This is a genomic window from Shimia aestuarii (genome assembly GCF_022814865.1).
In the GTDB taxonomy this organism is placed as follows: Bacteria; Pseudomonadota; Alphaproteobacteria; order Rhodobacterales; family Rhodobacteraceae; genus Shimia; species Shimia aestuarii_A.
The window spans coordinates 152,659-173,459 of the sequence record NZ_JAKVRD010000004.1; the positions used below are offsets into that span (position 1 = coordinate 152,659).

A 20,801-nucleotide genomic window follows, 5' to 3' on the forward strand; every position below is an offset into this window, starting at 1 on the left:
GGTAAGGGTCACGAAATCCCGAGCAAATCGCTCAGACGGGACCACAGACGCCATGAGAGACGGACGTGACGCAGCCCCCTCCCAGACTTGAAATCCGCAACCTGCGCCGCCGTTTCGGGGATCGCAACGTCGTGGACGGCGTGTCGCTCACGATTCAGCCGGGGCATGTGACGTGTCTTCTTGGGCCGTCGGGTTGCGGCAAGTCGACGACGCTGCGCATCATCGCGGGCGTCGATATGCAGGATTCCGGCGAGATTTATGTCGACGGCAACCTGATCTGTGACACGGTGTTCCGGGTGCCACCCGAGCGGCGGCAGATCGGCCTGATGTTTCAGGACTTCGCACTTTTCCCGCATTTGACGGTCGCCGATAACGTCGCCTTTGGCCTTAAGGGCAGCAAGGCGGAAAAGCGGGCGCGGGTCGAGGCGCTTTTGGCGAAGGTGGGCCTTGAGTGGACCATTGACGAGTATCCGCATAGCCTTTCGGGCGGCGAGCAGCAGCGGGTCGCGCTGGCGCGCGCTTTGGCGCCGAGGCCGCGGATCATGCTCATGGACGAGCCGTTCTCGGGGCTGGACAACCGGCTGCGGGATGGCATCCGTGATGAAACGCTGGCGATCCTCAAGGATGAGGACACGGCGGTTCTTTTGGTGACGCATGAGCCGGAAGAGGCGTTGCGCATGGCCGATGAGATCGCGCTTATGCGGGACGGCAAGATCGTGCAGCAAGGCGCGCCCTACAATATCTATAACGCGCCGGTTGATAAGGCGGCGGTCGCGTTCTTTAGTGATATCAACGTGATACGGAGCAAAAGCAAAGGCGCGCTCACGGAGACGCCCTTTGGTCAGTTCCTGACACCTGGGTTCAGGGATGGCGAGGATGTGGAGGTCGTGATCCGGCCTCAGCATCTCAAGCTTGATTTCGACCGAGGCGGCAAGGGGCCGCTGCCGACTCCGGGAGACGGGGTTGCGGCGCGGGGTGTTGTAGAGCGGGCGCGGTTCATGGGGACGGAGAGCCTTGTCGAGTTTCGCATGGAGCACGACGGATCGGTCCTCAAGGCGACGGTGCCGAATGTGTTTCTTCCCAAACCCGGCACGCCGCTTTGGCTCATGCTGCGGCGAGATCGCTGTTTCGTGTTCCGCGCCGAAGTCTAGGAGGCGCGTCTAGTCCGGCAGGATGATCCCGGTTTCTTCGCTCTTGTGATCCGGTTCGAGGTGGATCGTCACCTGTGCGCCCGGCACGGCCTTGTGCAGTGCGGCCTCGAGCCGGTCACAGATTTCATGGGCATCGAACACGTTCATCTCACCGGGCACGACAAGGTGAAACTCTACAAAAGTGGCGCGCCCGGCGTGGCGTGTCTTGAGATCGTGCGCTTCGACCGCGCCTTGCGACTCGGCAGCGATCACAGTGCGGATCAGAGCGAGGGTTTCGTCGGGCACGGCCTCGTCCATCAGGCTACTCAGGGAGGAAAGTACGATCTTGCCGCCAGTCCTCAGAATATGGAGCGCGACCAGAGACGCCATCAGCGGATCAAGCGCCCACCAGCCGGTCAGCACCGTCAGGATCAGGCCAATGGCGACACCAAAGGACGTAAGCACGTCGGTCCACAGGTGTTGGCCATCCGCCACCAGCGCCGGGGATTTCAGCCTGCGCCCCTGTCGGATCAGAACCCAGGCCCAGACCCCGTTGAGAACGGTTGCGCCGCCATTGACCAGAAGCCCTTTGAGCGGAGTCGTGAGGGCATGGGGCGCGAGGAATCCGTAGAACGCTTCGCGTAGGATCAGGAGGGCGGCGAGGACGATCAGCAGCCCTTCGAGTGTGGCGCTGAAGAACTCGGCTTTGTGGTGGCCGAAGGGATGGGTGTCGTCGGCGGGGCGGGCGGCAACGCGGATGGCGATCAGTGCGGCCAGAGCGGTTGCGAGATTGACGATGCTCTCGAGCGCATCTGAGAGCAACGCGACGGAACCGGTCAACCACCACGCCAACATCTTGAGGCCGAGGACAAGCGCGCCAACGAATAGGCTTGTCGTGGCGAGTTTGAGGGCGGATGACATGGCGGTATCGGTCCTGTCTTGCTTGGACCGCTTGGTACAGGGCGGGCGCGCTGCGCTCAAGGGGCGCGGGGCTATTCGAGCGCCTTGCGATAGTCCTCAAGGCGTTTTCCGGGTTCATCGACGAAGAGGCCGGGCAATACGGTCGCCTGAGTGATCTGATCGGCGCGTAGGTTGGCGAAATCGCCAGTGGTGTCGCACCAGACGAGACAGGTCCAGACGCGGCCCCAGTAGTCGAGCTTGAGCGGGCGCACCTCGCGCGTGGTGCCGTCCTGCATGGCGAGGCGAAGCTTTTGACGGCCCCGGATCGCGGCGCGGAGCGTCGTGAGGTGGCGGAAGCCCTCGGCGGCATCGGCAAAGGGGTAGACGGCGAAGCCAAAGGACTTTGGCGCACCGTGGCGGTCTTCGGGCAGCACGGCGTCGATCTTGGCGGAAAGGCTTTGGGCCGCGTCACGCAATTCACCGTCTAGGCCATTGCCAACCGCCGCAAGGCCAAGGTGCAGTGCCTCCAGCTCGCTCTCGGTCAGGTTCAGGGGCGGCAGGGTAATCGCGGCACGGGCGGAATAGCCGATGCCGCGCTCTCCTTCTACCGGAACCCCAGAAGCGGCGAGCGTGTCCATATCGCGGTAGATCGTGCGCATCGATACACCGAGCTTCTGGGCCAGATCCTCGGCCCGGTGTTGGCCACCGTCTTTGAGGATTTCGATCAAGCTATAGAGCCTGTCAGAACGTTTCATCGCAGGTGATTCTCTCGTGCTGTTCGGGGGTATACTGACAAAAACCTGTCAACTGACAAGCTGTTGACAAATGCGGTGCGAGAATCTGCTCAAAAAGGGCCAATCTGATCGTGATTGTCGCTTTTCCTGATCCGTCAGACTCCTTATTTGTAGGTCTGGATTTTTGAACGGCTTGCGGGTGAGCCGTCGAGACATAGGAGAAAGACTATGGGTATTGGTAACATCGGCCTTCCGGGCATCCTTCTGATCGCGATTGTCGTGCTGGTCCTGTTCGGGCGTGGCAAGATTTCGGGCCTGATGGGCGAAGTGGGCAAAGGCATCACCTCGTTCAAGAAGGGTATCAACGAGGGCCAGGCAGAGCTTGAAGACGAGAAGGCGGACGCCGCCAAGGACGTCACCCCCGAAGACGAAAAAGACAAAGTCTGATACGGGGGCTTGTAAGCCATGTTTGATCTTGGAATGCCCGAACTACTGGTGATCGGCGTTGTTGCGCTGATCGTCGTGGGGCCAAAAGACCTGCCGGTTCTGTTCCGCAAGGTGGGCCAGTTTGTCGGCAAGGCGAAGGGCATGGCGCGGGAGTTCTCGAGCGCGATGAACCAGGCCGCGGACCAGGCGGGCGTGAAGGACGTGAGCGACTCTCTTCGGAGCGCGACGGACGGGATCGGCAAAGTGTCCAACCCGATGAAAACGGCGTCGGACGCGATCCGGGATCAGGCCAAGTCGATGACGGATTTCGACCCCGAGAGCGAGACCGGCAAGCTTTCGGCGGAACGCGCTGAGGCGGCGAAGAAGATCCGCGAAGCGAGCGCGGCCAAGGCCGAAGCCCGCATCGCCAAGGAGAAGAAGGCCGCCGAAGAGGCCGCTGCCGCGGCCAAGGCCGCAGAGGCAGGCGATGCGCCCTCTGATGCGGGCGCCGAGAAGGACGACAAAGCATGAGCCGCACCGATGAGATGGAGGAAAGCGCCGCGCCGCTGATCGAGCATCTGGCGGAGCTGCGCACGCGATTGATCCGGTCGGTGCTTGCCTTGCTTGTGGGGATTTCGATCTGCTTTATCCCCATTGGCGGGGATTTCATTGCGGTGCATATCCTCAATTTCCTCTTGTCACCGATCGAGGCGTCGCTGCGCGCGCTTGGGGATCCGTCGCCGACGTTGCAATATACCTCGCCGCAGGAATACCTGTTCACGCTGTTCCGTATCTCGATGGTGTTCGGCTTTGCCATGGCCTTTCCGGTCATCGCCTTCCAGATGTGGCGTTTCGTGGCGCCGGGGCTCTACAAGAACGAGAAGGGCGCGTTCCTGCCGTTCATGGTCGCCTCGCCCTTCATGTTCCTGCTCGGGGCGACATTCGCGCATTTCGTCGTGACGCCGCTTGCCATGTCGTTTTTCCTTGGCTTTGCCGATGTGAGTTCGATCTTTGCCAACCTGCTTGGCAATACGCCGGAATTGCCTGCGGATGCCGTTGTGGTGCCGGAGACGCAGGAGGGGATCAAGGTCACCTTCTTCGGGAAGGTCAACGAAAGCCTTGATATCACGCTCAAGTTCATCATCGCCTTCGGTCTCTGCTTCCAGCTTCCGGTGCTTTTGACCCTGATGGGCAAGGCCGGGCTTGTGTCGGCGGACGGGCTCGGCTCGGTGCGCAAATACGCGATGGTGGGCATTTTGGTGCTTGCCGCGCTGGTGACGCCGCCGGATGTCGTCACGCAGTTGATCCTGTTCACGGTGGTCTACGGGCTTTACGAGGTGTCGATCTTCCTTGTGCGCCGGGTTGAGGCCAAGCGCGAGGCGCAGCTTCGGGCGGAAGGGTATTACGACGACGAGGACGAACCCGCCGATGAGGCACCCGCTGCAAAGCGCCCCTTTGAGGATGAGGAAGATCCCGAAGACGATCCGCTCCTGAAGGAGTTCGACGAGGACGACGATGACGAGGATGACGGGATGGTCGACAAGACCAACTGACCCTCTCCCTATGACTTAGGAAAGGCGCGTCCTGCTTAGGCGCGCCTTTTTCGTTTCTGGCGCCTCTTGTCGGGGGCGCGGCTTCGTGGTTCAAACCGGGGAGCCGAGATGGAGACCCCGATGGACCAAGACACCCTGACCCGTATTGCCGAGGCGCTTGAGCGAATGGCGCCTGCACCCGTGGCGGCGCCGGATTTCGATGCGGCGGAGGCTTTCGTGTGGCATGTGGCGCCGGACCGTCTCGAGCCAGTGCAGAAGGTGAACCGGGTCGATCTTTCGCTCTTGATCGGGCTTGGGCGGACGCGGGACACGCTGCTTGAGAACACGCTACAGTTTGCCAAGGGCCTTCCGGCCAACAACGCGCTTCTTTGGGGCGCGCGGGGGATGGGGAAATCTTCGTTGGTGAAGGCGATCCACGCGGAGGTGCTTGGGCAGGGGTTGCCGCTCAAGATCGTGGAGTTGCAGCGCGAGGACCTGCCGAGCGTTTCGCGGCTTCTAAACCTTCTGCGCGAGAGCGACGCGCGGTTCCTGCTCTTTTGCGATGACCTGTCGTTCAGCCATGATGACCAACATTACAAGAGCCTCAAGGCGGTGCTTGATGGTGGCATTGAGGGGCGGCCCGACAACGTGATTTTCTATGCCACGTCCAATCGTCGCCACCTGATGCCGCGCGACATGATCGAGAACGAGCGATCAAGCGCCATCAACCCGGCGGAAGCGGTCGAGGAGAAAGTCTCTCTCTCGGATCGTTTCGGGCTCTGGCTCGGCTTCCATCCCTGTAGTCAGGATGACTACCTCGCGATGATCCGGGGCTATTGCGATGCCCACGGGGTCGAGATCGATGACGAGACGCTGCGCGCCGAGGCCATCGAATGGCAGGCGACGCGGGGCGCACGTTCGGGGCGCGTGGCGTGGCAGTATTTCACCGACCTTGCCGGGCGCCGTGGCGTGGCGATCAGCTAAGCGCGGGCCTGTTCTTCCTCTTGCGAGAAATATCCTGGGGTGAATTGCCCGTATTCAAGCGCATGTCCGAGGAGCTCAAAACCGGTTCCCACTTTTGAGCGACATGCCGCGCCGCGGGCAAGAGGGGCAAAGCCCCTGACCCTCATTATTTCAGGTAGGGCATCGGGTCGACGGAGTCGAACCCCTTGCGCACTTCGAAATGCACGAAGCTGTCCTTGGCAGGGATCGCCGCGATGGACTGGCCGCGCTTGACGTTCGCCCCCTTGGAGACCGTCACGTCATCGACGTTGTAATAGACGGTCATCAGGTTGCTGTCATGGCGCAGCACGACGATGCGGACATTGTCGGCGTCCGTGGTGATCGCCGCGACCTTGCCGTCGCGCGCCGCCTGCACCGGGGTGCCTGCGGCGGCGGCGATGTCGATACCGTTGTTCTTGCCGCGTGCGTAGGGGCGAATGATCTTGCCATCGACCGGGTAGCCCATGCGCGAGCTGCGCGCGGTCTGGGTCTTGCCGAGGTCCGGCGCTTCGGGCGCTTCCACGGCCTTGTCGGGGTCGGGCAGCGGTTGTCGCGCGCTCGGCGGGGTCGGCGTCGGGGTGTTGCCGCCGGGGGCCGTCACCGCCGGGGCTGCTGCGGCCTCTTGGGCCGTGCTACGGTCCGGCGCACCAATGGCTGCGGGCGGAATCAGCAGGATTTGGTTTTCGCGGATCATGAAGTCGCTCCCAAGCCCGTTCCATTCGGCCAAAGCGCGGGGCGTCACGTCATAGAGACGCGCGATGGTGAAGGCGGTCTCGCCACGGCGGACCTTGTGGCGGATCGGTTCAAGGCCGGTTTCGCCTTTGGGCGCGTTGCTCGGGGCCGGTTGCAGCGGCTCGGTGGCAACGCGGCGCGTTTCGGCGTCGCTCAGGGCGCTGTCGGCCATGGCGGTGATGTCGACGCCAGAGGGCGGCGTCACGACACCGCGCCCGCCAGTTGCAGGCGACGGTTCGGCGACGCGGTAGGGCAGGGCGATGATCTCGCCGGCGCGCAGTTGGTCTTCGGGGCGCAGGCCATTGTAGCGGGCAAGGTCGGCGGCGGGCATGTCGATGCGGGTGGCCACATCGTCGAGCGTGTCGCCCCGGCGCGCCACGGCGACCTGATAATTCGGATAGGAGATGATGCCGCGCTTGTCCGGGCGCGGACGATCAGCGGTCGCGGCCTTGGCGGCGGTGGTGGTGTCGAGACCGGCCCCGATCCCGCCACGTAGGTCGAAGTCGAACCCGTCATTGCAGGCGCCGACGAGAACAAGGGTCAGGCCCATCATCATGAGCCGTGCGGGCGGGGCTTTGCTGTGGCGTGTCATCTCTGCTCTGGTCCTCAATTTGCCCCTGAAACCGCGCAAGAAACGCGGCGGGCGGTGCTCAATGATCAGTCATACCCGGCGCTTTACCACGCCTTGTTGGTCTTGGGTCTTTCTTCGCTTCTGCCCCAGATCAGTTCTCGGGGGCAACCCCTTCCACGAGGGGGACGAAACGCACGGGCCGCAATTCGTCATAGTCGAACCCCTCTTCGGTGCGGCGCACGCGGATGAGGCTCTGGACCGTGTCGGACTGGCCCACGGGCAGGACCATGATACCGCCGGGTTTCAATTGCGCCAAGAGGGGGCCGGGCGGGTCTTCGGCGGCGGCGGTGACGATGATGCGGTCAAAGGGGGCCTGATCGGGCAGGCCGAAGCTGCCATCGCCGGTCAGGGCAGTGATATTGGTAAGGTCGAGCGCATCGAAGACGCCGCGCGCTTCCTGCACGAGACGTTTGTGGCGATCAGTGGTGTAGACGCGCCGCGCCAGCAGGCTCAGGATCGCCGCCTGATAGCCCGAACCGGTGCCGACCTCCAAGACCTTGTCGCGCGGTTGCACCCCAAGCGCCTGGGTCATCAGGCCGACCACGGAGGGCTGCGAGATGGTCTGGCCGCAGGCGATGGGGAGGGGGGTGTCCTCGTAGGCGCGCCCCGCAAACAGCCCGCGTAGAAACCGCGCGCGGTCGATCCGTTCCATCGCCGACAACACGCGCGCATCCGTCACGCCCTTGGAGCGCAGGGCGAAAAGGAACTGCATCTTGCGTTCGGCGTCGGAGACGGGGGCGTCACTCATTCTTCGAGCACTTTCAGCGTGTCGAGCACTTCATGTGCGGTCAGGTCGGCGCGCATTGGGGTGACGGAAATGTAGCCGTCGAGATTGGCCGCCGCGTCCGAGCCGGGGGCGGTCGGGATTTGCTGGTTGCCACCGCGCACCCAGAGGAAGCGCCGTCCCGAAGGCGAATTGTGCGGCGCGACGGAAAAGCTTGTTCCCTGACGAAAGCCCTGTTCGGTGACGCGGATGCCCTTGACGTTCTCGGCGCGCACGGGCGGAAAATTGACGTTATAGAACAGGCGGTAGTCGTGGGTTTCCTCGGGGGTGGCGTCGAGGATTTTGCGAATGACCGAGACGCCATGCTGGGCCGCGGCCTCGAAGGGGGTGTCGATGTCGTAGTTCTCGGGGCCGAGATACTGCGAGAGGGCAATCGCCGGGATGCCCTGAAGCGCGGCTTCCATAGCGCCGCCGAGCGTGCCGGAATAGAGCGCGTTCTCGGCCGAGTTGTTGCCTCGGTTGACGCCGGAAAGGACGAGATCGGGCAGGTTGCCTTCCATCACGTCATGCACGCCCGCAAGAACACAGTCGGCAGGGCTGCCTTCGGCGGCGAAGCGGCGCGCGCCCATCTTGGCGATCATCGTGGGGTGGGTATAGCTGATGCAGTGGGCGACGCCGGATTGTTCAAAGGCGGGCGCCACGGTCCAGACCTCGCCCTTGGGGCCGGCAAGCTCTGTCGCGATCTCGAGCAGGACTTCGAGGCCCGGCGCATTGATACCGTCGTCATTGGTGATGAGAATGCGCATGGAGTGCCGCCTTTTGCCCGTGATCTGCCTGTTGTCCACTGTCTAGAGGAGGGGCAGGCGTGGGGCAAGTGGCGCCTTGTCCAGAAGGCGCTTGCGGGGGCCGGAGCGGCCCCACGCGGAGGGGTTTGCGGCCTAGAGCGACAGTTCGGCGATCAGGCGGGCGGCCTCTTCGCGGATGTCGTGCAGCGGCGCGCGGTCTTCGCCGGGAAAGAAGCGGGCGCGGGTCGCGGTTGCCATCGCTTTCGGGGCGAGGATCGAGACGCGGGGACCGGTGCGCACGCTCTCGGCTTGCCAGCTTTGGGCCAGCGCGATCTGACCGGTCTTGGTTGCGCCGTAGGCACCAAAAAACTTGTCGCCGCCATGCGGATCGTCGAAGAACACCGCTTGACCTTCCTGGCCGAGAAGCGGGCTTAGGAAGGGGATGAGCTGGCCTGTCGCGGTCAGGTTGGTGGCGATGGATTTGTCCCAGTCTTTCTGGTCGATATGGCCCGCCGGCGTCAGCGGCGCGGCATGGATCGCGGCGTGGACCCAGAGGTCGACCTTGCCCCAGCGATCATGGATCGAGCGGCAGAGCTGGGCCATGGCATCGGTGTTGGTGATGTCCATCGGGGCGAGCGTGGCTGCGCCGCCCTTGGCTTGAATGCGGTCGTCGAGTTCTTCAAGCGCACCGGTGGTGCGGGCGACGGCGACGACGTGATACTGGTCGGCGAGCGCCTCGGCAAAGGCGGCGCCGAGGCCTCGGGACGCGCCGGTCACAAGCGCGATCTTGGGAGAAGTGCTATCGGTCATGGGAGGGATGTGCGCCCTCGGGGCCGAGAGGTCAAGGGGCGAAACGGCACATCTGTAACACGTCGGTATCACGTCGGTATTGCGTCGGTGCGGGATAAAGCATTCCGCCAAACACCTGAGACACAGCTTTTGGCAGAGCGCCGCGCACCATATGAGTGTGGCGTGCGACTCACCTTCAACCTGATAGCTCAGGTTTAAGGCGTGACGCTTTAGGTCAGGGGCTTTGCCCCTCTTGCCTGCCAGGGCAGGCAATTCACCCCGAGTATTTTTCCAGAGAAGAAGACCGGGCGCGCGCGGGATCAGGCGGGCAGGTCGAGCCGCATCAGGCGCCCGCCGCGCAGAAGGGTTACGGAGGTGGCGTCGATGGCACGTACCGGACCAAGCGCGGAGGTGCCGTCTGCCTCGGTCATCACCGTCTTGCCCGAAGGCAGCAGGATCAGCGCGCGCAGGGCGTCCTCGCTTCCCATGATGCCGAGCAGTGTGAACACGCCACGCTGCCCGAGCGTGCCGCGTTCCGTCGCGATCTCGGCGACGTTGTCGGGCGTGGTTTCCATCTGTTGAGTGCTCATCTGGCCATCTCTTCTGTTCGCGTCTCGGCCTGATATGGGCCAAGCGCGGGCCTCTAACAGGGGCGAGAGGCAAAGAAAAGAGGGGATATGGCGCGGATCGGCGGGTTTTCGCTGCATCGCAGCAAAAGGCCGCCGAGACACCAGTGATCAGTCGGTGGCAAGGTGGGGCCGGATGTCGTCACCAAGCGCGGCGTAGAGATCGAGGAGCGGATCGAAGCCGATGCCGTCCGCCTGAAGCGCGGCGAGCGGGCCGTCGGCGAGGCGGATGCGGGGGCGCTCGCCCTCGGCACCGGGCAGGAGGGTGCAGGGCAGGGGCTCGTCGCTCTCAAAGCCGGGGAGATCGTTCATCAGCCATCCTGCGCCGCCTTCAAACGCCGGGCCATCGCCGGTTGCCGCGTCGAGATAGGCGTAGAACGTCTTGGGCGCGACAGCGACCCAGAGGGCGAAATGCACCTCTTCGTCGCTGCCGCGCACGTTTAGTGACAGGAGGGCGGAAAGAAACCGGTCTTCGCCAATGCGGCAGAGGTCGGGCGAAAGGCGATCCTCGCCCGCGACGATCTCGGGCATCCCGGGCGTCGGCTCGGCGTGGGGCCAGGCATCGGGCTGCGCGAAGGCGAAGTCGATCAATCCGGAGAACTGCCGCCCGCAACAGGGGCAGGTGCGCGTCTCGTCATGAAGGCGGCGCCAGCGCGCGTCGAGGGCGAGAAGGGACACCTAGCTTGCCGCGGATTGATCGGCGTTCCAAGATGAACCCGGCTCGGGCATGTCCTTGATCTTCTGGCTCACGCGGGAGGAGTTCTCCAGCGCGCCGAGATAATCATCGGAAATGGAGCCGGTGACGTAGTTGCCATCGAAGCAGGAGCAATCGAACTGTGCGATGTCAGGGTTGCCTTCCTGCGCGGCCCAAATCAGGTCTTCGAGCTTCTGGTAGAACAGGGCGTCGGCGCCAAGCTCCTCGCGGATTTCCTCGATCGAGAGGCCGTTGGCGATCAATTCGTGCTTGGTCGGCATGTCGATGCCGTAGACATTGGGGTATTTCACCGGCGGCGAGGCGGAGGCGATATAGACCTTCTTGGCCCCGGCCTCGCGGCACATCTCGACGATCTTCTTGATGGTATTGCCGCGCACGATGGAGTCGTCGATCAGAAGGACGTTCAGACCCTTGAACTCGAGCGGGATGGCGTTGAGCTTGCGGCGGACGGATTTCTTGCGCTCGCCCTGGCCCGGCATGATGAAAGTCCGGCCCACATAGCGGTTCTTCACGAGGCCTTCGCGATAGGAGATGCCCGTCGATTTCGCGACTTCGAGGGCGACAGGGCGGGCGCTATCGGGGACGGGGATGATGCGGTCGATTTCGAGCCCGCTTTCCTTGATCTGCTCGGCAAGGGTCGTGCCCATACGCATCTGGGTCTTATAGACGGAGATGCCGTCGAGCATGGAATCGGGGCGCGCGAGGTAGACATATTCGAAGATGCAGGGCGTGAGCTTGCCTTCGACGGCCTGAAACTCGTGCATGTTGCCGTCAAGGTCGATCAGGATCGCCTCACCGGGGTGCAGGTCGCGCAGCTTCTTAAACCCGTTGATGCCAAACGCCACATCTTCGGAAGCAAAGGCGTAATCGTCGCCGTCGCCGCGCTCGTTGCGTTTGGCGACAGAGAGGGGGCGGATGCCGTTGGGATCGCGGAAGGCGAGCATGCCGACCCCGGCGATGAGGCAGATCACGGAATAGGCGCCCTGCACCCGTTCCATTGTCATCTTCACGCCAGCAAAGATGTTGCGGATCGGATCGGCGGTGCCGTTGACCTTGATCGCATCGGAGACCTTGTCAGCCAGCACGTTCAAGAGGATTTCGGAATCGGAGGTCGTGCGCAGGTGGCGGGAATACTTGGCGGTGACCTTCTGGCGCTGTTCTTCGGTGTTGGTGATGTTGCCGTTATGGACGAGGTAGATGCCATAGGGCGCGTTGACGAAGAACGGCTGGGCCTCGGAGGCCGAAAGCGACCCGGCGGTCGGGTAGCGGACATGGCCCATGCCGATGCGACCGGTGAGTTTCTCGGCGTCTTCGGGATGGAACACATCCTTCACGAGGCCGTTTTCCTTGCGTTCGCGGAAGAACTCACCGGTGTAGGTCACCATACCTGAGGCGTCCTGTCCGCGATGCTGTAGCATCAGGAGGCCATCATAAATCTCGGCGAAAACGTCGTCGTTCCGGTTGGCGATCCCCAAAATCCCGCACATGAGGTGGCTCCCGTATCCCGTTAGGTCTGTCGATGAAAGGCTGTCGGATGCGCAGTCGGATGGATCGGGAGCCGTGTTTTGACAGCTAGAGCCGTATCGCTACATGTGCCGGGGCCGGTCACCGCCACGGGGGCGGTGCAAACGGGGGCAGACATCAGGGCACGGGACAAGATGGGGCTCCGAATCCATTAGGGCGCGCTTCTTGGCCTCTCTTAAGCCGTCCCGCGCGGTATGTCACGAAAGGATCACAGTTCAGGCAAGGCGCTATGACGCAGTGTTCTTTATGGGGCACAGGGCTTTGGGGGTGTGGACCCGTGTGATGCGAAAGAGCGTCGATTGGGCGGCTTTGGGCTTGTGGGAATCGCGGGCGCTTGCAAAGAAGCGGCACGCCCGGCCGCGGTCGGGCGATTACCTGAATACTGGAGTTCCAATACATGATGTTTCAAAAAACCGTGCCAGCCCTGTTGGTTGGCCTCTCGCTCGTTGCGGGCTGTGTGTCGCCGGAAGTTGTTGCCTCGACGGATGTGTCTGATGAGAGCATGACCTGCGAAGAAATCCGCACGCAGCGCGCCCAGCTCGATGAGATCCGCGAGGAAGCGCGCAAGGGCAAGACGGCCTCGGGCAAGAACGTGGCGGCGGTGCTTTTGTTCTGGCCTGCGGCAATCGGCAATTACGCCAATGCGTCCGAAGCGATCGAGGCGGCGAACGCGCGCCAGAAAGTGCTTGTCGATCTGGCCAAGAAGAAGCGCTGCAAGCTCTGAGCCTTGCCCTTCTTTGAGACATGAAAAAGCCCCCGGCCAGAGGCGCGGGGGCTTTGCTTTTCAGGTCGGCGGGGACGTTACTTGTCGCAGACGCCGACGAGTTCTTCGTATTGGCGGGTGATCCAGCCGAGCGCCTGTGCCGGGTCGCGCTCTTCGATTTGTTGCGTCATGCGCGAGAAGACCGAGGCGGAGCGGCTTTCGTCGACCATCGGAATGGATTGCGTCGCGGCGATGGTCTCATAGACGAAGAAGGCGATCGCGACGAGAAGGATGCCGCGCAGCACGCCGAAGAGGAAGCCGAGGCCTTGGTCGATGCCGCCGAGCGCGGAGCGTTGGACCAGCGAAGAAAACAGTGGGGTAAAGAGCGACACCACGACGAGCGCGGTGGCAAAGACGGCGGCGAAGGCGGCGATAATCGACAATTCGCAGCTATCGGCGAGGTATTCGCCCACCACAGGGATTTCCGTCACCAGCGGCTCGACCTGCGGGGCGAACATGAAGGCGAGCACCGCAGCAGCGACCCAGCCGACGATGGCCATGCCTTCGCGCACCAGTCCGCGGCTATAGGCGAGAAGCGCCGAGATGATGATGACGCCTGCGACCACGCCGTCGATGATGGTGAATCCGTCCATGCTCAAATCCGTCTTTCAATAGGCCGCACGCGGCGATCATCCGGCCCCGAACACTTCTCCGACGAAGCTGGCGAGATCCCCGATGCCGTTCAGCGTCATGCCGTCCACCTTCGGGGCCTTCCCGCCTTTCGGGGCGATTGCGGATGAGAAACCAAGTTTTTGCGCTTCTTTCAACCTGTTTTCGGCCTGACCGACGGGTCTTAGGGCTCCTGAGAGGGAGATTTCCCCGAAAACCACCGTATCAGCGGGCAATGCGGCGTCTTCGCGGGCCGATAGGAGGGCGGCGGCGACGGCGAGGTCGGCGGCGGGTTCGTTGATCTTCATGCCGCCCGCGACGTTGAGATAGACATCGAGACCGGCAAAGGGGATGCCGCAGCGGGCCTCGAGCACGGCGAGGATCATCGCCAGCCGCCCGCCATCCCAGCCGACCACCGTGCGCCGGGGTTGCGAATGCGGCGAGGGCGCGACGAGGGCTTGGAGTTCGATCAGCACCGGGCGGGTGCCTTCGATCCCGGCAAAGACCACCGAGCCGGGCGAGGGTTCGCCGCGATCCGACAGGAACAGCGCGGAGGGGTTCAGGACTTCGGCGAGGCCGCCGCCCGTCATCTCGAAGACGCCGATTTCATCCGCCGGGCCAAAGCGGTTCTTCACGGCGCGCAGGATGCGGAATTGATGGCCGCGCTCGCCTTCGAAATAGAGCACGGTGTCGACCATGTGTTCGACGACGCGGGGGCCGGCGATCTGGCCCTCTTTGGTGACGTGGCCGACAAGAACCACGGCCATGCCGCGCCGTTTGGCGAAGGCGGTCAATTCATGCGCGGCGGCGCGCACCTGGCTCACGGAGCCGGGGGCGGAGCCGACACTGTCGGACCACATGGTTTGAATCGAGTCGATAATGGCGAGCGCGGGGCGCTCGGCGTCGAGCGTGGTCAGGATATCGCGCAGGTTGGTTTCTGCCGCAAGCTGTACCGGGGCGTTCGTCAACCCAAGGCGCTGGGCGCGCATGCGCACTTGTGCGGAGGCTTCTTCGCCGGAAATATAGAGCGTTTTCATGCCCTTGGCGGCGAATTGAGCAGCGGCCTGTAAAAGGAGTGTCGATTTGCCGATGCCGGGGTCGCCGCCGACGAGGATCGCCGAGGCGGGCACGAGGCCGCCGCCCAGCACGCGGTCCAACTCGCCCAGTCCCGACAGGGTGCGGGGGGGCGGCGTTTCCTCGGTGCGCAAATCCGTCAGGGGGATGGTGCGGCCCTTGGCGGTGCCGAGACCGGCGGCGGAGGGACCGGCAGAGAGGGGCGTTTCCTCGACGATGGTGTTCCATTCGCCGCAGGCTTCGCAGCGGCCGGACCATTTGGTCGTGGTGTTGCCGCAGGCGGAGCAGGTGAACTGGGGTTTCGATTTGGCCATGTTCTTGTTTTGGACCACTAACGGCGGCGGGTCAAATGGCTAATCGCGATGGAGGCCAGAACGCAGGCGGTAAAGAGGTAGAGGCCCCAGCCGGTTTGCACCGTCACATGGCCCGCGCCTTTGACGATGACCACGTAGAGCGCGATGAGGAAGACGTCGGCCATCGCCAGTTTGCCAAGGATTTCAAGGGCCGGAAGCGTCTTGCGGCGCAAGTAGCCGAATTGGATCAGGGCGAGGCCGATGGTTTTCAGGTAGGGCGCGAAGATCGCCAAGAAGGTGACGAGGAGGGCAAGGGCCGGATCGGTCTCCCAGAGGCTTTGCAGGCCGGAGATGATCGAGATCTCGCTCAGGCCGAAGATCGGCAGGAGGCCCGCGTGGAGGAGCGGGGCGAACCATGCCACGGGAAAGAGTAGGAGCAGCGAGAGATTGGCGAGGCGTAGGAGCATGGGAATAGAGCTACGGCGCGCGCGGGAGCCGCGCAAGGGGGAGGTTTTGGCGCGGCGCGTCAGGGGCGGAAATGCAACGTCGGTATCACGTCGGTATTGCGTCGGTATTGCGGAGGTGGGGACGGCGGACTTCTTGCAAAATTCCGCAAAGAGATTTGAGGCCTCCGGCGGGAGGTATTTGGACAGAGAAGAAGCCGGGGGCGTGGGTGGGGGACGGGCTAGCGCACCGCCTCAATGGGGCCTTCGGCGCTGCCGGAGATGAACTGGGTCAGGTAGGGGTCGCCGGAATTGTCCATCTCGGAGACCGGGCCTGTCCATTGGATGACGCCGTCGTGCAGCATGGCGACCTTGTCGGCAATGGCGCGCACGCTTGTCATGTCGTGGGTGATGGTCATGGCGGTGGCGCCCATCTCGACGACGATCTCGCGGATCAGGTCGTTGATGACGCCGGACATGATCGGGTCGAGGCCGGTGGTGGGCTCGTCGAAGAAGATAATCTCCGGCTCGGCAGCGATGGCGCGGGCAAGGCCGACGCGTTTTTGCATGCCCCCCGAAAGCTCGGACGGGAAGAGATCGGCCACGTCCGGCGTTAGGCCGACGCGGCGCAGTTTCTCGATGGCGATCTCGCGGGCCTCGTCCTTGGGGCGTTTGAGCGAGCCGCGCAGCAGGCGGAAGGCAACATTTTGCCAGACCGAGAGGCTATCGAAGAGGGCACCGCCCTGAAACAGCATGCCGAAGCGGGCGAGGAAGGCGTCGCGGTCGCCGAGGGTGGCGTCCTTGCCGTCGACATTGATCGTGCCGCTATCGGGGGTGATCAGGCCGAGGACGCATTTCAGCGCCACGGACTTGCCGGTCCCGGAGCCGCCGATGATGACCATCGACTCGCCCTTGGGAATCTCGAGGTTCACTCCGCGCAAGACCTTCTTGGGGCCAAAGGATTTATGGACGTTGTCGAAGGTGATCATGAGGCGAAGAACAGCGATGTGAGGGCGAAGTTGGCGGCGAGGATAAGGACGGCGGCGGCCTGAACGGAGGATTTCGTGGCGCGGCCCACGCCTTGCGCCCCGCGGCCCGAGTTCATGCCGTAGTAGCAGCCCATGGTGGCGGCGATAAAGCCGAAGACCGAGCCCTTGATGAGCGAAGAGATGATGTCGGAATTCTCGAGGAAGTTCCAAGTGTTGGTGATGTAGGTCGCCGGGTTGAAACCGAGCGTGCCTGTGGCGACGAGGAAGCCGCCATAGACGCCGATGATATCGCCGACGCCAACGAGGAGTGGCACCACGAGCAGGGCTGCGAGGACGCGCGGGGCGGTCAGGTATTTCATCGGGTGGGTGGAGAGCGTCACCAATGCGTCGATCTGTTCGGTGACTTTCATCGTTGCGATTTCGGCGGCAATCGAAGAGGTCACGCGGGCGGCGACCATGAGGCCGACGAGGACGGGGCCAAGTTCGCGCACCATGCCGATGGCGACGATCTGGGGCACCACGGCCTCGGCCGAGAAGCGCGAGCCGCCGTCATAGATCTGAAGCGCCAGCGCGGCACCTGTGAAGATCGCGGTGAGGCCGACAACAGGGAGCGAGAGCCAGCCGACGTTGAGGAGGGCTGAGGCGAACTCGCGGCCATAGAAGGGCGGGCGCAGGATATGCGACAGCGCAGAGAGCGCAAAGAGCGCGACCTGGCCGATCATGGCCAGAAGGGCGAGCGTGGCGCGGCCCAAAGCGGCAAGGGGGGCGGTCAGGATCATGACGGCAGGTAGCGGCGCGCGTAGCGACCGCCCAGAGAGGTCAGGACTTCATAGCCGATGGTGCCAGCGGCGTCGGCGATGGTGTCGACGGATTGGTGCTGCCCGAGCAGTTCCACGGTCTCGGGAATGTCGGGGGCATCGGTGATGTCGATGCCGATCAGGTCCATCGAGACGCGGCCGACGATCTTGCAGCGGTGTTCGCCGGCGTAGACATGCGCCTTGGGACCGATGGCGCGCAGGATGCCGTCGGCATAGCCGCCCGCGATGGTGGCGATGCGTGAGGGGCGCTCGGCGGTCCAGGTGTTGCCATAGCCGACGGTTTCGCCGGGGGCGACGTCGCGGATCTGGATGACCGGGATATGGACACCGGCCACGGGGGCGGCGTCGATGAAGGGCATGCCGCCATAGAGGCCGACGCCGGGGCGCGTGAGGTCGAAGTGATAGTCGGGGCCGAGCAGAATCCCGCCCGTCGCAGAGAGCGAGCGCGGCACGTCGAGCCCATCCGTCATCTCGCGGAAGGTGGCGAGTTGGTGCGGGTTCATCGGGTGTTCGGGGTCATCGGCGCAGGCGAGGTGCGACATGAGCAAGGCAGGCCCCTGTTCGAGCGCGATGTCGCGCACGGCGTCCCATTCGGCGGGTTCCATGCCGAGGCGGTTCATGCCGGTATCGAGCTGTACCCCGAAAGGCGCGCCGGGCAGGGTCTCGAAATGGCGCAGCATCTGGTCGAGGGAGTTCAGCATCGGGGTGAGCTGCATCTCGGCGAGGATTTCGGTGTCGCCGTCCATATGGCCGGAAAAGACGCTGATCTCTGGTCCCGGACCGAGCGCGGCGCGCAGGGCGGCACCTTCCTCGGCGACGGCGACGAAGAAACGGCGGACGCCAGCGGCCTGTAGGGCCTTGGCGACGCGATCAGCGCCGAGCCCATAGCCATTGGCCTTGACCACGGCTGCGGTTTCGCAGGCGGAGAGGGCATCCAGCGCCTGCCAATTGGAGACGAGCGCGTCGAGGTCGATTGTCAGGGTCGCGGTAGCCATGGGCCTGTTGTTGTCGCAGTCGGGGGCAAGGTCAAGAGGAAAGGGGCCGCGCGGGGGGCTTCGGAGGCGCTTCGATCTTTTCCAGCAGCAGAGCGATGTGCGCCGCGGCATCTGCAATGGCCTCGGGGAGCGCGCTTTCGGGGAGGGGCGGTGTCGTGGCAGGGGTCATCGGGGCGAAAAGCGCCGTGCGGTCAGGGCACCAGCGGTCGCGGATCAAGGTGTTCTCGCGGGCCAAGAGCCGCAGGATATCGGCGCGAGGGCGGTCCGAGAGCACATCGTTGTTGGCGGTGCTGTGCCCGGTGGGGTCGGCGATCAAGGCGCGGATCAGGGCGCGACGCGTCGGGGCCGGGAGATCCGCGCGCGCGCCAAGCGCATGGCAGTAGGGCAGGGAGAGCGAGGCATTGACCTCGCCCGAGCCGAGCGCCTTTGGCGGCACGTCCTGCCAGCCGATGCGGGCGGCAAAATCGGCGACGCCGTTGGCGTCTGGGAAATCCGCGCGCTCGTAGGGGATCACGCAGAGGTTCTTGTGGCCGAAGGCGGCGTCATATTGCGCGAGGGTCGGGCTATAGAGGAGGCGGTCGATGCGGCCCTTGAGATAGGACTGAATAGTGCCGGTGACGCGGCCGTTCTTCAGGTGTTGCTTGTAGAGAGCCTCGAGGAAGTGATCCTGTCGGCGCAGGTAAGCGATCACTTGGGTGCGGGCGCAGAGGTCGGGGCCGAGGAAGCGCGCAAAGACCGGGGCGATGCCGGGGGCGAGGAACATCTCGCAGGAGAGGATCAAGGTCGCGTCAGGATGGGCCTTCAGCTCGCGGCGCAGTTCGAGAAACGCGGGGCGCGGTCGGCCCGAGAGGATCGCCTGATAGAGCCGTTGGTGGGCGATATGCTTGCGCCCGGCGCGGGCAAGGCGCAGCCCCGAGGCGGCGAGGCTCTCGGGGTGATTGTCGAGGGCGGACTGGATCGCCGTCGAGCCGGTTTTCTGCGAGCCGATATGCAGGATCAGCCGGGGGCGCGTCATCAGAAGCCCTGATCTTCGCCCTGTTGCCATGCTTTGACGAGGTTGCCGAAGCGGGTAAAGCGGCCCTCGAAAGAAAGCTCTACGGTGCCGATGGGGCCGTGGCGCTGTTTGCCGATGATGACCTCGGCCTTGCCGTGCAGGCGTTCCATGCGTTCCTGCCACGAGGCCATTTCGTCGAGCCGGTCATCGGAGGGTTTCTCGCGCTCGACGTAGTATTCTTCGCGGAACACGAACATGACCACGTCGGCGTCCTGTTCGATCGAGCCGGATTCACGCAGGTCCGAAAGCTGCGGGCGTTTGTCGTCGCGGCTTTCGACTTGGCGCGACAGCTGGGAGAGGGCGATCACGGGGATGTTGAGTTCCTTGGCGATGGCCTTCATGCCCATGGAGATCTCAGCAATCTCGTTGACGCGGTTTTCGGCGGTGCCACGGCAGAGTTGCAGGTAGTCGATGATCAAGAGATCAAGCCCATGGGTCCGTTTGAGGCGGCGGGCGCGGGCGGCGAGCTGGGCAATGGGAAGCGCGGGCGTGTCGTCGATATAGAGCGGGCAGGCCTCGAGCGATTTGGCGGCATCGACGAAGCGACGGAACTCGGCCTCGGTCATGTCACCTTTGCGGATCTGTTCCGAGGGCACCTCGGCGGCCTCGGAGAGAATCCGCGCGGCAAGCTGTTCGGCGCTCATCTCGAGGGAGTAGAACCCCACGACGCCACCTTCGACCGCGCCTTCGCTGCCGTCGGGGCGGGTGCCTTTCTTGTAGGCCTTGGCGACGTTGAAGGCGATGTTGGTGGCGAGCGAGGTCTTGCCCATCGAGGGGCGCCCGGCAAGGATCAGAAGGTCCGAAGGGTGCAGCCCGCCGAGTTTCTTGTCCATGTCGATGAGGCCAGTGGAAATCCCGGCGAGGCCGCCTTCGCGTTGATAGGCGGCGTTGGCAGAGTTCACGGCCTCGGTCACGGCCTTGAGGAAGGAGACGAAGCCACGCTCGGTCTGGCCCTGTTCGGAGAGCTTGTAGAGCGCCTGTTCGGCCTCGACGATCTGTTCGCGGGGTTCAAGCGCGACATCGACCTTCTTGGCCTTGGTCGAGATGTCCGTGCCGAGGCCAATGAGTTCCCGGCGGATCGCCATGTCATAAATCATCTGGGCATAGTCGCGCGCCGCGAAGGCCGAGATCGCAGCCCCGGCGAGGCGGGCGAGATAGGCGGGACCGCCGAGTTCCTTCAGGCCCTCGTCATCCTCGAGGAAGGCCTTGAGCGTCACCGGCGAGGCGAGCGCGTTCTTGGCGATGCGGGCGGCGGCGATCTCGAAGATGCGGGCGTGCACCGGATCGTAGAAATGCTCGGGTTTGATGATCGATGCGATGCGGTCGAAGATGTCGTTGTTGGTCAGGATCGCGCCAAGAAGCTGTTGCTCGGCTTCGATCGAATGCGGCATTGGATCGCCGTCACCGTTTTCTCCGGTCGGATTGATCGTCGAAATCTCGTTCATACCTGTCCCCGTTTTCCGCTCTACTTGGTGATACAGAGAGTCCCTGCCAAGACCTATCTGCATATGTC

At 63.8% G+C, this 20,801-nt stretch carries 23 protein-coding genes; 6 read left to right on the forward strand and 17 right to left on the reverse strand.

Annotated features, from left to right (window positions below; genetic code table 11):
- The first annotated feature begins 65 nt into the window (after positions 1-65).
- Positions 66-1,151, forward strand: coding sequence for an ABC transporter ATP-binding protein (locus MK745_RS05995; protein WP_243612372.1), 1,086 nt, complete (start codon positions 66-68; stop codon positions 1,149-1,151).
- A 9-nt stretch (positions 1,152-1,160) separates the two neighbouring features.
- Here the strand turns inward: MK745_RS05995 and MK745_RS06000 are convergent, their stop codons facing one another.
- Positions 1,161-2,051, reverse strand: coding sequence for a cation diffusion facilitator family transporter (locus MK745_RS06000; protein WP_243612373.1), 891 nt, complete (start codon positions 2,049-2,051; stop codon positions 1,161-1,163).
- 71 nt (positions 2,052-2,122) lie between these two features.
- Positions 2,123-2,785: a helix-turn-helix transcriptional regulator gene (locus MK745_RS06005; protein WP_243612374.1), complete on the reverse strand. Its 663-nt coding sequence runs from the start codon at positions 2,783-2,785 to the stop codon at positions 2,123-2,125.
- A 207-nt stretch (positions 2,786-2,992) separates the two neighbouring features.
- Between MK745_RS06005 and MK745_RS06010 the strand changes: the two genes are divergently transcribed.
- The 4 genes from MK745_RS06010 (at position 2,993) to MK745_RS06025 (ending at position 5,706) form a co-directional block, all read left to right on the forward strand.
- Positions 2,993-3,211, forward strand: a complete 219-nt coding sequence (locus MK745_RS06010; protein ID WP_243612375.1) for a twin-arginine translocase TatA/TatE family subunit — start codon at positions 2,993-2,995, stop codon at positions 3,209-3,211.
- 18 nt (positions 3,212-3,229) lie between these two features.
- A complete protein-coding gene (gene tatB, locus MK745_RS06015) occupies positions 3,230-3,721 on the forward strand; it encodes a Sec-independent protein translocase protein TatB (protein WP_243612376.1) in 492 nt (163 codons plus the stop codon).
- A complete protein-coding gene (gene tatC, locus MK745_RS06020; protein WP_243612377.1) occupies positions 3,718-4,743 on the forward strand; it encodes a twin-arginine translocase subunit TatC in 1,026 nt (341 codons plus the stop codon). Before tatB ends, tatC begins: the two co-directional genes overlap by 4 nt.
- Before the next feature lie 120 nt (positions 4,744-4,863).
- Positions 4,864-5,706, forward strand: coding sequence for an ATP-binding protein (locus MK745_RS06025; protein WP_243612378.1), 843 nt, complete (start codon positions 4,864-4,866; stop codon positions 5,704-5,706).
- A 145-nt stretch (positions 5,707-5,851) separates the two neighbouring features.
- On the opposite strand, the gene MK745_RS06030 is transcribed toward MK745_RS06025, so the two are convergent.
- The 7 genes from MK745_RS06030 to purF form a co-directional block, all read right to left on the reverse strand.
- The gene (locus MK745_RS06030; RefSeq protein ID WP_243612379.1) at positions 5,852-7,048 is read right to left on the reverse strand and encodes a peptidoglycan DD-metalloendopeptidase family protein; all 1,197 of its coding nucleotides are present in this window, start codon (positions 7,046-7,048) and stop codon (positions 5,852-5,854) included.
- A 130-nt stretch (positions 7,049-7,178) separates the two neighbouring features.
- Positions 7,179-7,835 carry a protein-L-isoaspartate(D-aspartate) O-methyltransferase gene (locus MK745_RS06035; RefSeq protein WP_243612380.1) on the reverse strand — a complete coding sequence of 219 codons (657 nt, stop codon included), beginning with the start codon at positions 7,833-7,835 and terminating at the stop codon, positions 7,179-7,181.
- Positions 7,832-8,617 carry a 5'/3'-nucleotidase SurE gene (gene surE / locus MK745_RS06040; RefSeq protein WP_243612381.1) on the reverse strand — a complete coding sequence of 262 codons (786 nt, stop codon included), beginning with the start codon at positions 8,615-8,617 and terminating at the stop codon, positions 7,832-7,834. The genes MK745_RS06035 and surE overlap by 4 nt, the downstream gene beginning before the upstream one ends.
- A gap of 132 nt (positions 8,618-8,749) precedes the next feature.
- A complete protein-coding gene (locus tag MK745_RS06045; RefSeq protein WP_243612382.1) occupies positions 8,750-9,406 on the reverse strand; it encodes an SDR family NAD(P)-dependent oxidoreductase in 657 nt (218 codons plus the stop codon).
- 299 nt (positions 9,407-9,705) lie between these two features.
- Positions 9,706-9,975, reverse strand: a complete 270-nt coding sequence (locus tag MK745_RS06050) for a hypothetical protein (RefSeq protein WP_243612383.1) — start codon at positions 9,973-9,975, stop codon at positions 9,706-9,708.
- A 147-nt stretch (positions 9,976-10,122) separates the two neighbouring features.
- A complete protein-coding gene (locus MK745_RS06055; RefSeq protein WP_243612384.1) occupies positions 10,123-10,689 on the reverse strand; it encodes a DUF2199 domain-containing protein in 567 nt (188 codons plus the stop codon).
- Complete coding sequence (purF, locus tag MK745_RS06060; protein ID WP_243612385.1) at positions 10,690-12,213, reverse strand: amidophosphoribosyltransferase; 1,524 nt, start codon at positions 12,211-12,213, stop codon at positions 10,690-10,692.
- Positions 12,214-12,647: 434 nt separating this feature from the next.
- On the opposite strand from purF, the gene MK745_RS06065 reads away from it, so the two are divergent.
- Positions 12,648-12,974, forward strand: a complete 327-nt coding sequence (locus MK745_RS06065; protein WP_243612386.1) for a hypothetical protein — start codon at positions 12,648-12,650, stop codon at positions 12,972-12,974.
- Positions 12,975-13,051: 77 nt separating this feature from the next.
- Here the strand turns inward: MK745_RS06065 and MK745_RS06070 are convergent, their stop codons facing one another.
- From MK745_RS06070 to MK745_RS06105, 8 genes are all read right to left on the reverse strand, one after another.
- Positions 13,052-13,606 (reverse strand): CvpA family protein, encoded by a 555-nt coding sequence (locus tag MK745_RS06070; protein ID WP_243612387.1) that lies wholly within the window; start codon positions 13,604-13,606, stop codon positions 13,052-13,054.
- A gap of 36 nt (positions 13,607-13,642) precedes the next feature.
- The gene (gene radA / locus MK745_RS06075; protein WP_243612388.1) at positions 13,643-15,010 is read right to left on the reverse strand and encodes a DNA repair protein RadA; all 1,368 of its coding nucleotides are present in this window, start codon (positions 15,008-15,010) and stop codon (positions 13,643-13,645) included.
- A 17-nt stretch (positions 15,011-15,027) separates the two neighbouring features.
- Positions 15,028-15,456, reverse strand: coding sequence for a paraquat-inducible protein A (locus MK745_RS06080; protein ID WP_243612389.1), 429 nt, complete (start codon positions 15,454-15,456; stop codon positions 15,028-15,030).
- Positions 15,457-15,674: 218 nt separating this feature from the next.
- Positions 15,675-16,421 carry an ABC transporter ATP-binding protein gene (locus tag MK745_RS06085; RefSeq protein WP_243612390.1) on the reverse strand — a complete coding sequence of 249 codons (747 nt, stop codon included), beginning with the start codon at positions 16,419-16,421 and terminating at the stop codon, positions 15,675-15,677.
- Entirely contained in the window at positions 16,418-17,200 is a 783-nt protein-coding gene (locus tag MK745_RS06090; RefSeq protein ID WP_243612391.1) for an MlaE family ABC transporter permease, read from the reverse strand. Before MK745_RS06090 ends, MK745_RS06085 begins: the two co-directional genes overlap by 4 nt.
- On the reverse strand, positions 17,197-18,234 hold the full coding sequence (gene alr, locus MK745_RS06095; protein ID WP_243612392.1) for an alanine racemase: 1,038 nt from the start codon (positions 18,232-18,234) through the stop codon (positions 17,197-17,199). The genes MK745_RS06090 and alr overlap by 4 nt, the downstream gene beginning before the upstream one ends.
- Before the next feature lie 31 nt (positions 18,235-18,265).
- Entirely contained in the window at positions 18,266-19,249 is a 984-nt protein-coding gene (locus tag MK745_RS06100; RefSeq protein WP_243612393.1) for a hypothetical protein, read from the reverse strand.
- Positions 19,249-20,733, reverse strand: a complete 1,485-nt coding sequence (locus tag MK745_RS06105) for a replicative DNA helicase (protein ID WP_243612394.1) — start codon at positions 20,731-20,733, stop codon at positions 19,249-19,251. The genes MK745_RS06100 and MK745_RS06105 overlap by 1 nt, the downstream gene beginning before the upstream one ends.
- Positions 20,734-20,801 lie beyond the last annotated feature (68 nt).

Bases quoted from the DNA above. Each gene is read 5' to 3' on its own strand.
- MK745_RS06000 (WP_243612373.1), bottom strand. From the start codon at position 2,051: ATGTCATCCGCCCTCAAACTCGCCACGACAAGCCTATTCGTTGGCGCG.
- MK745_RS06005 (WP_243612374.1), bottom strand. From the start codon at position 2,785: ATGAAACGTTCTGACAGGCTCTATAGCTTGATCGAAATCCTCAAAGAC.
- MK745_RS06010 (WP_243612375.1), top strand. From the start codon at position 2,993: ATGGGTATTGGTAACATCGGCCTTCCGGGCATCCTTCTGATCGCGATT.
- tatB (WP_243612376.1), top strand. From the start codon at position 3,230: ATGTTTGATCTTGGAATGCCCGAACTACTGGTGATCGGCGTTGTTGCG.
- tatC (WP_243612377.1), top strand. From the start codon at position 3,718: ATGAGCCGCACCGATGAGATGGAGGAAAGCGCCGCGCCGCTGATCGAG.
- MK745_RS06025 (WP_243612378.1), top strand. From the start codon at position 4,864: ATGGACCAAGACACCCTGACCCGTATTGCCGAGGCGCTTGAGCGAATG.
- MK745_RS06030 (WP_243612379.1), bottom strand. From the start codon at position 7,048: ATGACACGCCACAGCAAAGCCCCGCCCGCACGGCTCATGATGATGGGC.
- MK745_RS06035 (WP_243612380.1), bottom strand. From the start codon at position 7,835: ATGAGTGACGCCCCCGTCTCCGACGCCGAACGCAAGATGCAGTTCCTT.
- surE (WP_243612381.1), bottom strand. From the start codon at position 8,617: ATGCGCATTCTCATCACCAATGACGACGGTATCAATGCGCCGGGCCTC.
- MK745_RS06045 (WP_243612382.1), bottom strand. From the start codon at position 9,406: ATGACCGATAGCACTTCTCCCAAGATCGCGCTTGTGACCGGCGCGTCC.
- MK745_RS06050 (WP_243612383.1), bottom strand. From the start codon at position 9,975: ATGAGCACTCAACAGATGGAAACCACGCCCGACAACGTCGCCGAGATC.
- purF (WP_243612385.1), bottom strand. From the start codon at position 12,213: ATGTGCGGGATTTTGGGGATCGCCAACCGGAACGACGACGTTTTCGCC.
- MK745_RS06065 (WP_243612386.1), top strand. From the start codon at position 12,648: ATGATGTTTCAAAAAACCGTGCCAGCCCTGTTGGTTGGCCTCTCGCTC.
- MK745_RS06070 (WP_243612387.1), bottom strand. From the start codon at position 13,606: ATGGACGGATTCACCATCATCGACGGCGTGGTCGCAGGCGTCATCATC.
- radA (WP_243612388.1), bottom strand. From the start codon at position 15,010: ATGGCCAAATCGAAACCCCAGTTCACCTGCTCCGCCTGCGGCAACACC.
- MK745_RS06080 (WP_243612389.1), bottom strand. From the start codon at position 15,456: ATGCTCCTACGCCTCGCCAATCTCTCGCTGCTCCTACTCTTTCCCGTG.
- MK745_RS06085 (WP_243612390.1), bottom strand. From the start codon at position 16,421: ATGATCACCTTCGACAACGTCCATAAATCCTTTGGCCCCAAGAAGGTC.
- MK745_RS06090 (WP_243612391.1), bottom strand. From the start codon at position 17,200: ATGATCCTGACCGCCCCCCTTGCCGCTTTGGGCCGCGCCACGCTCGCC.
- alr (WP_243612392.1), bottom strand. From the start codon at position 18,234: ATGGCTACCGCGACCCTGACAATCGACCTCGACGCGCTCGTCTCCAAT.
- MK745_RS06100 (WP_243612393.1), bottom strand. From the start codon at position 19,249: ATGACGCGCCCCCGGCTGATCCTGCATATCGGCTCGCAGAAAACCGGC.
- MK745_RS06105 (WP_243612394.1), bottom strand. From the start codon at position 20,733: ATGAACGAGATTTCGACGATCAATCCGACCGGAGAAAACGGTGACGGC.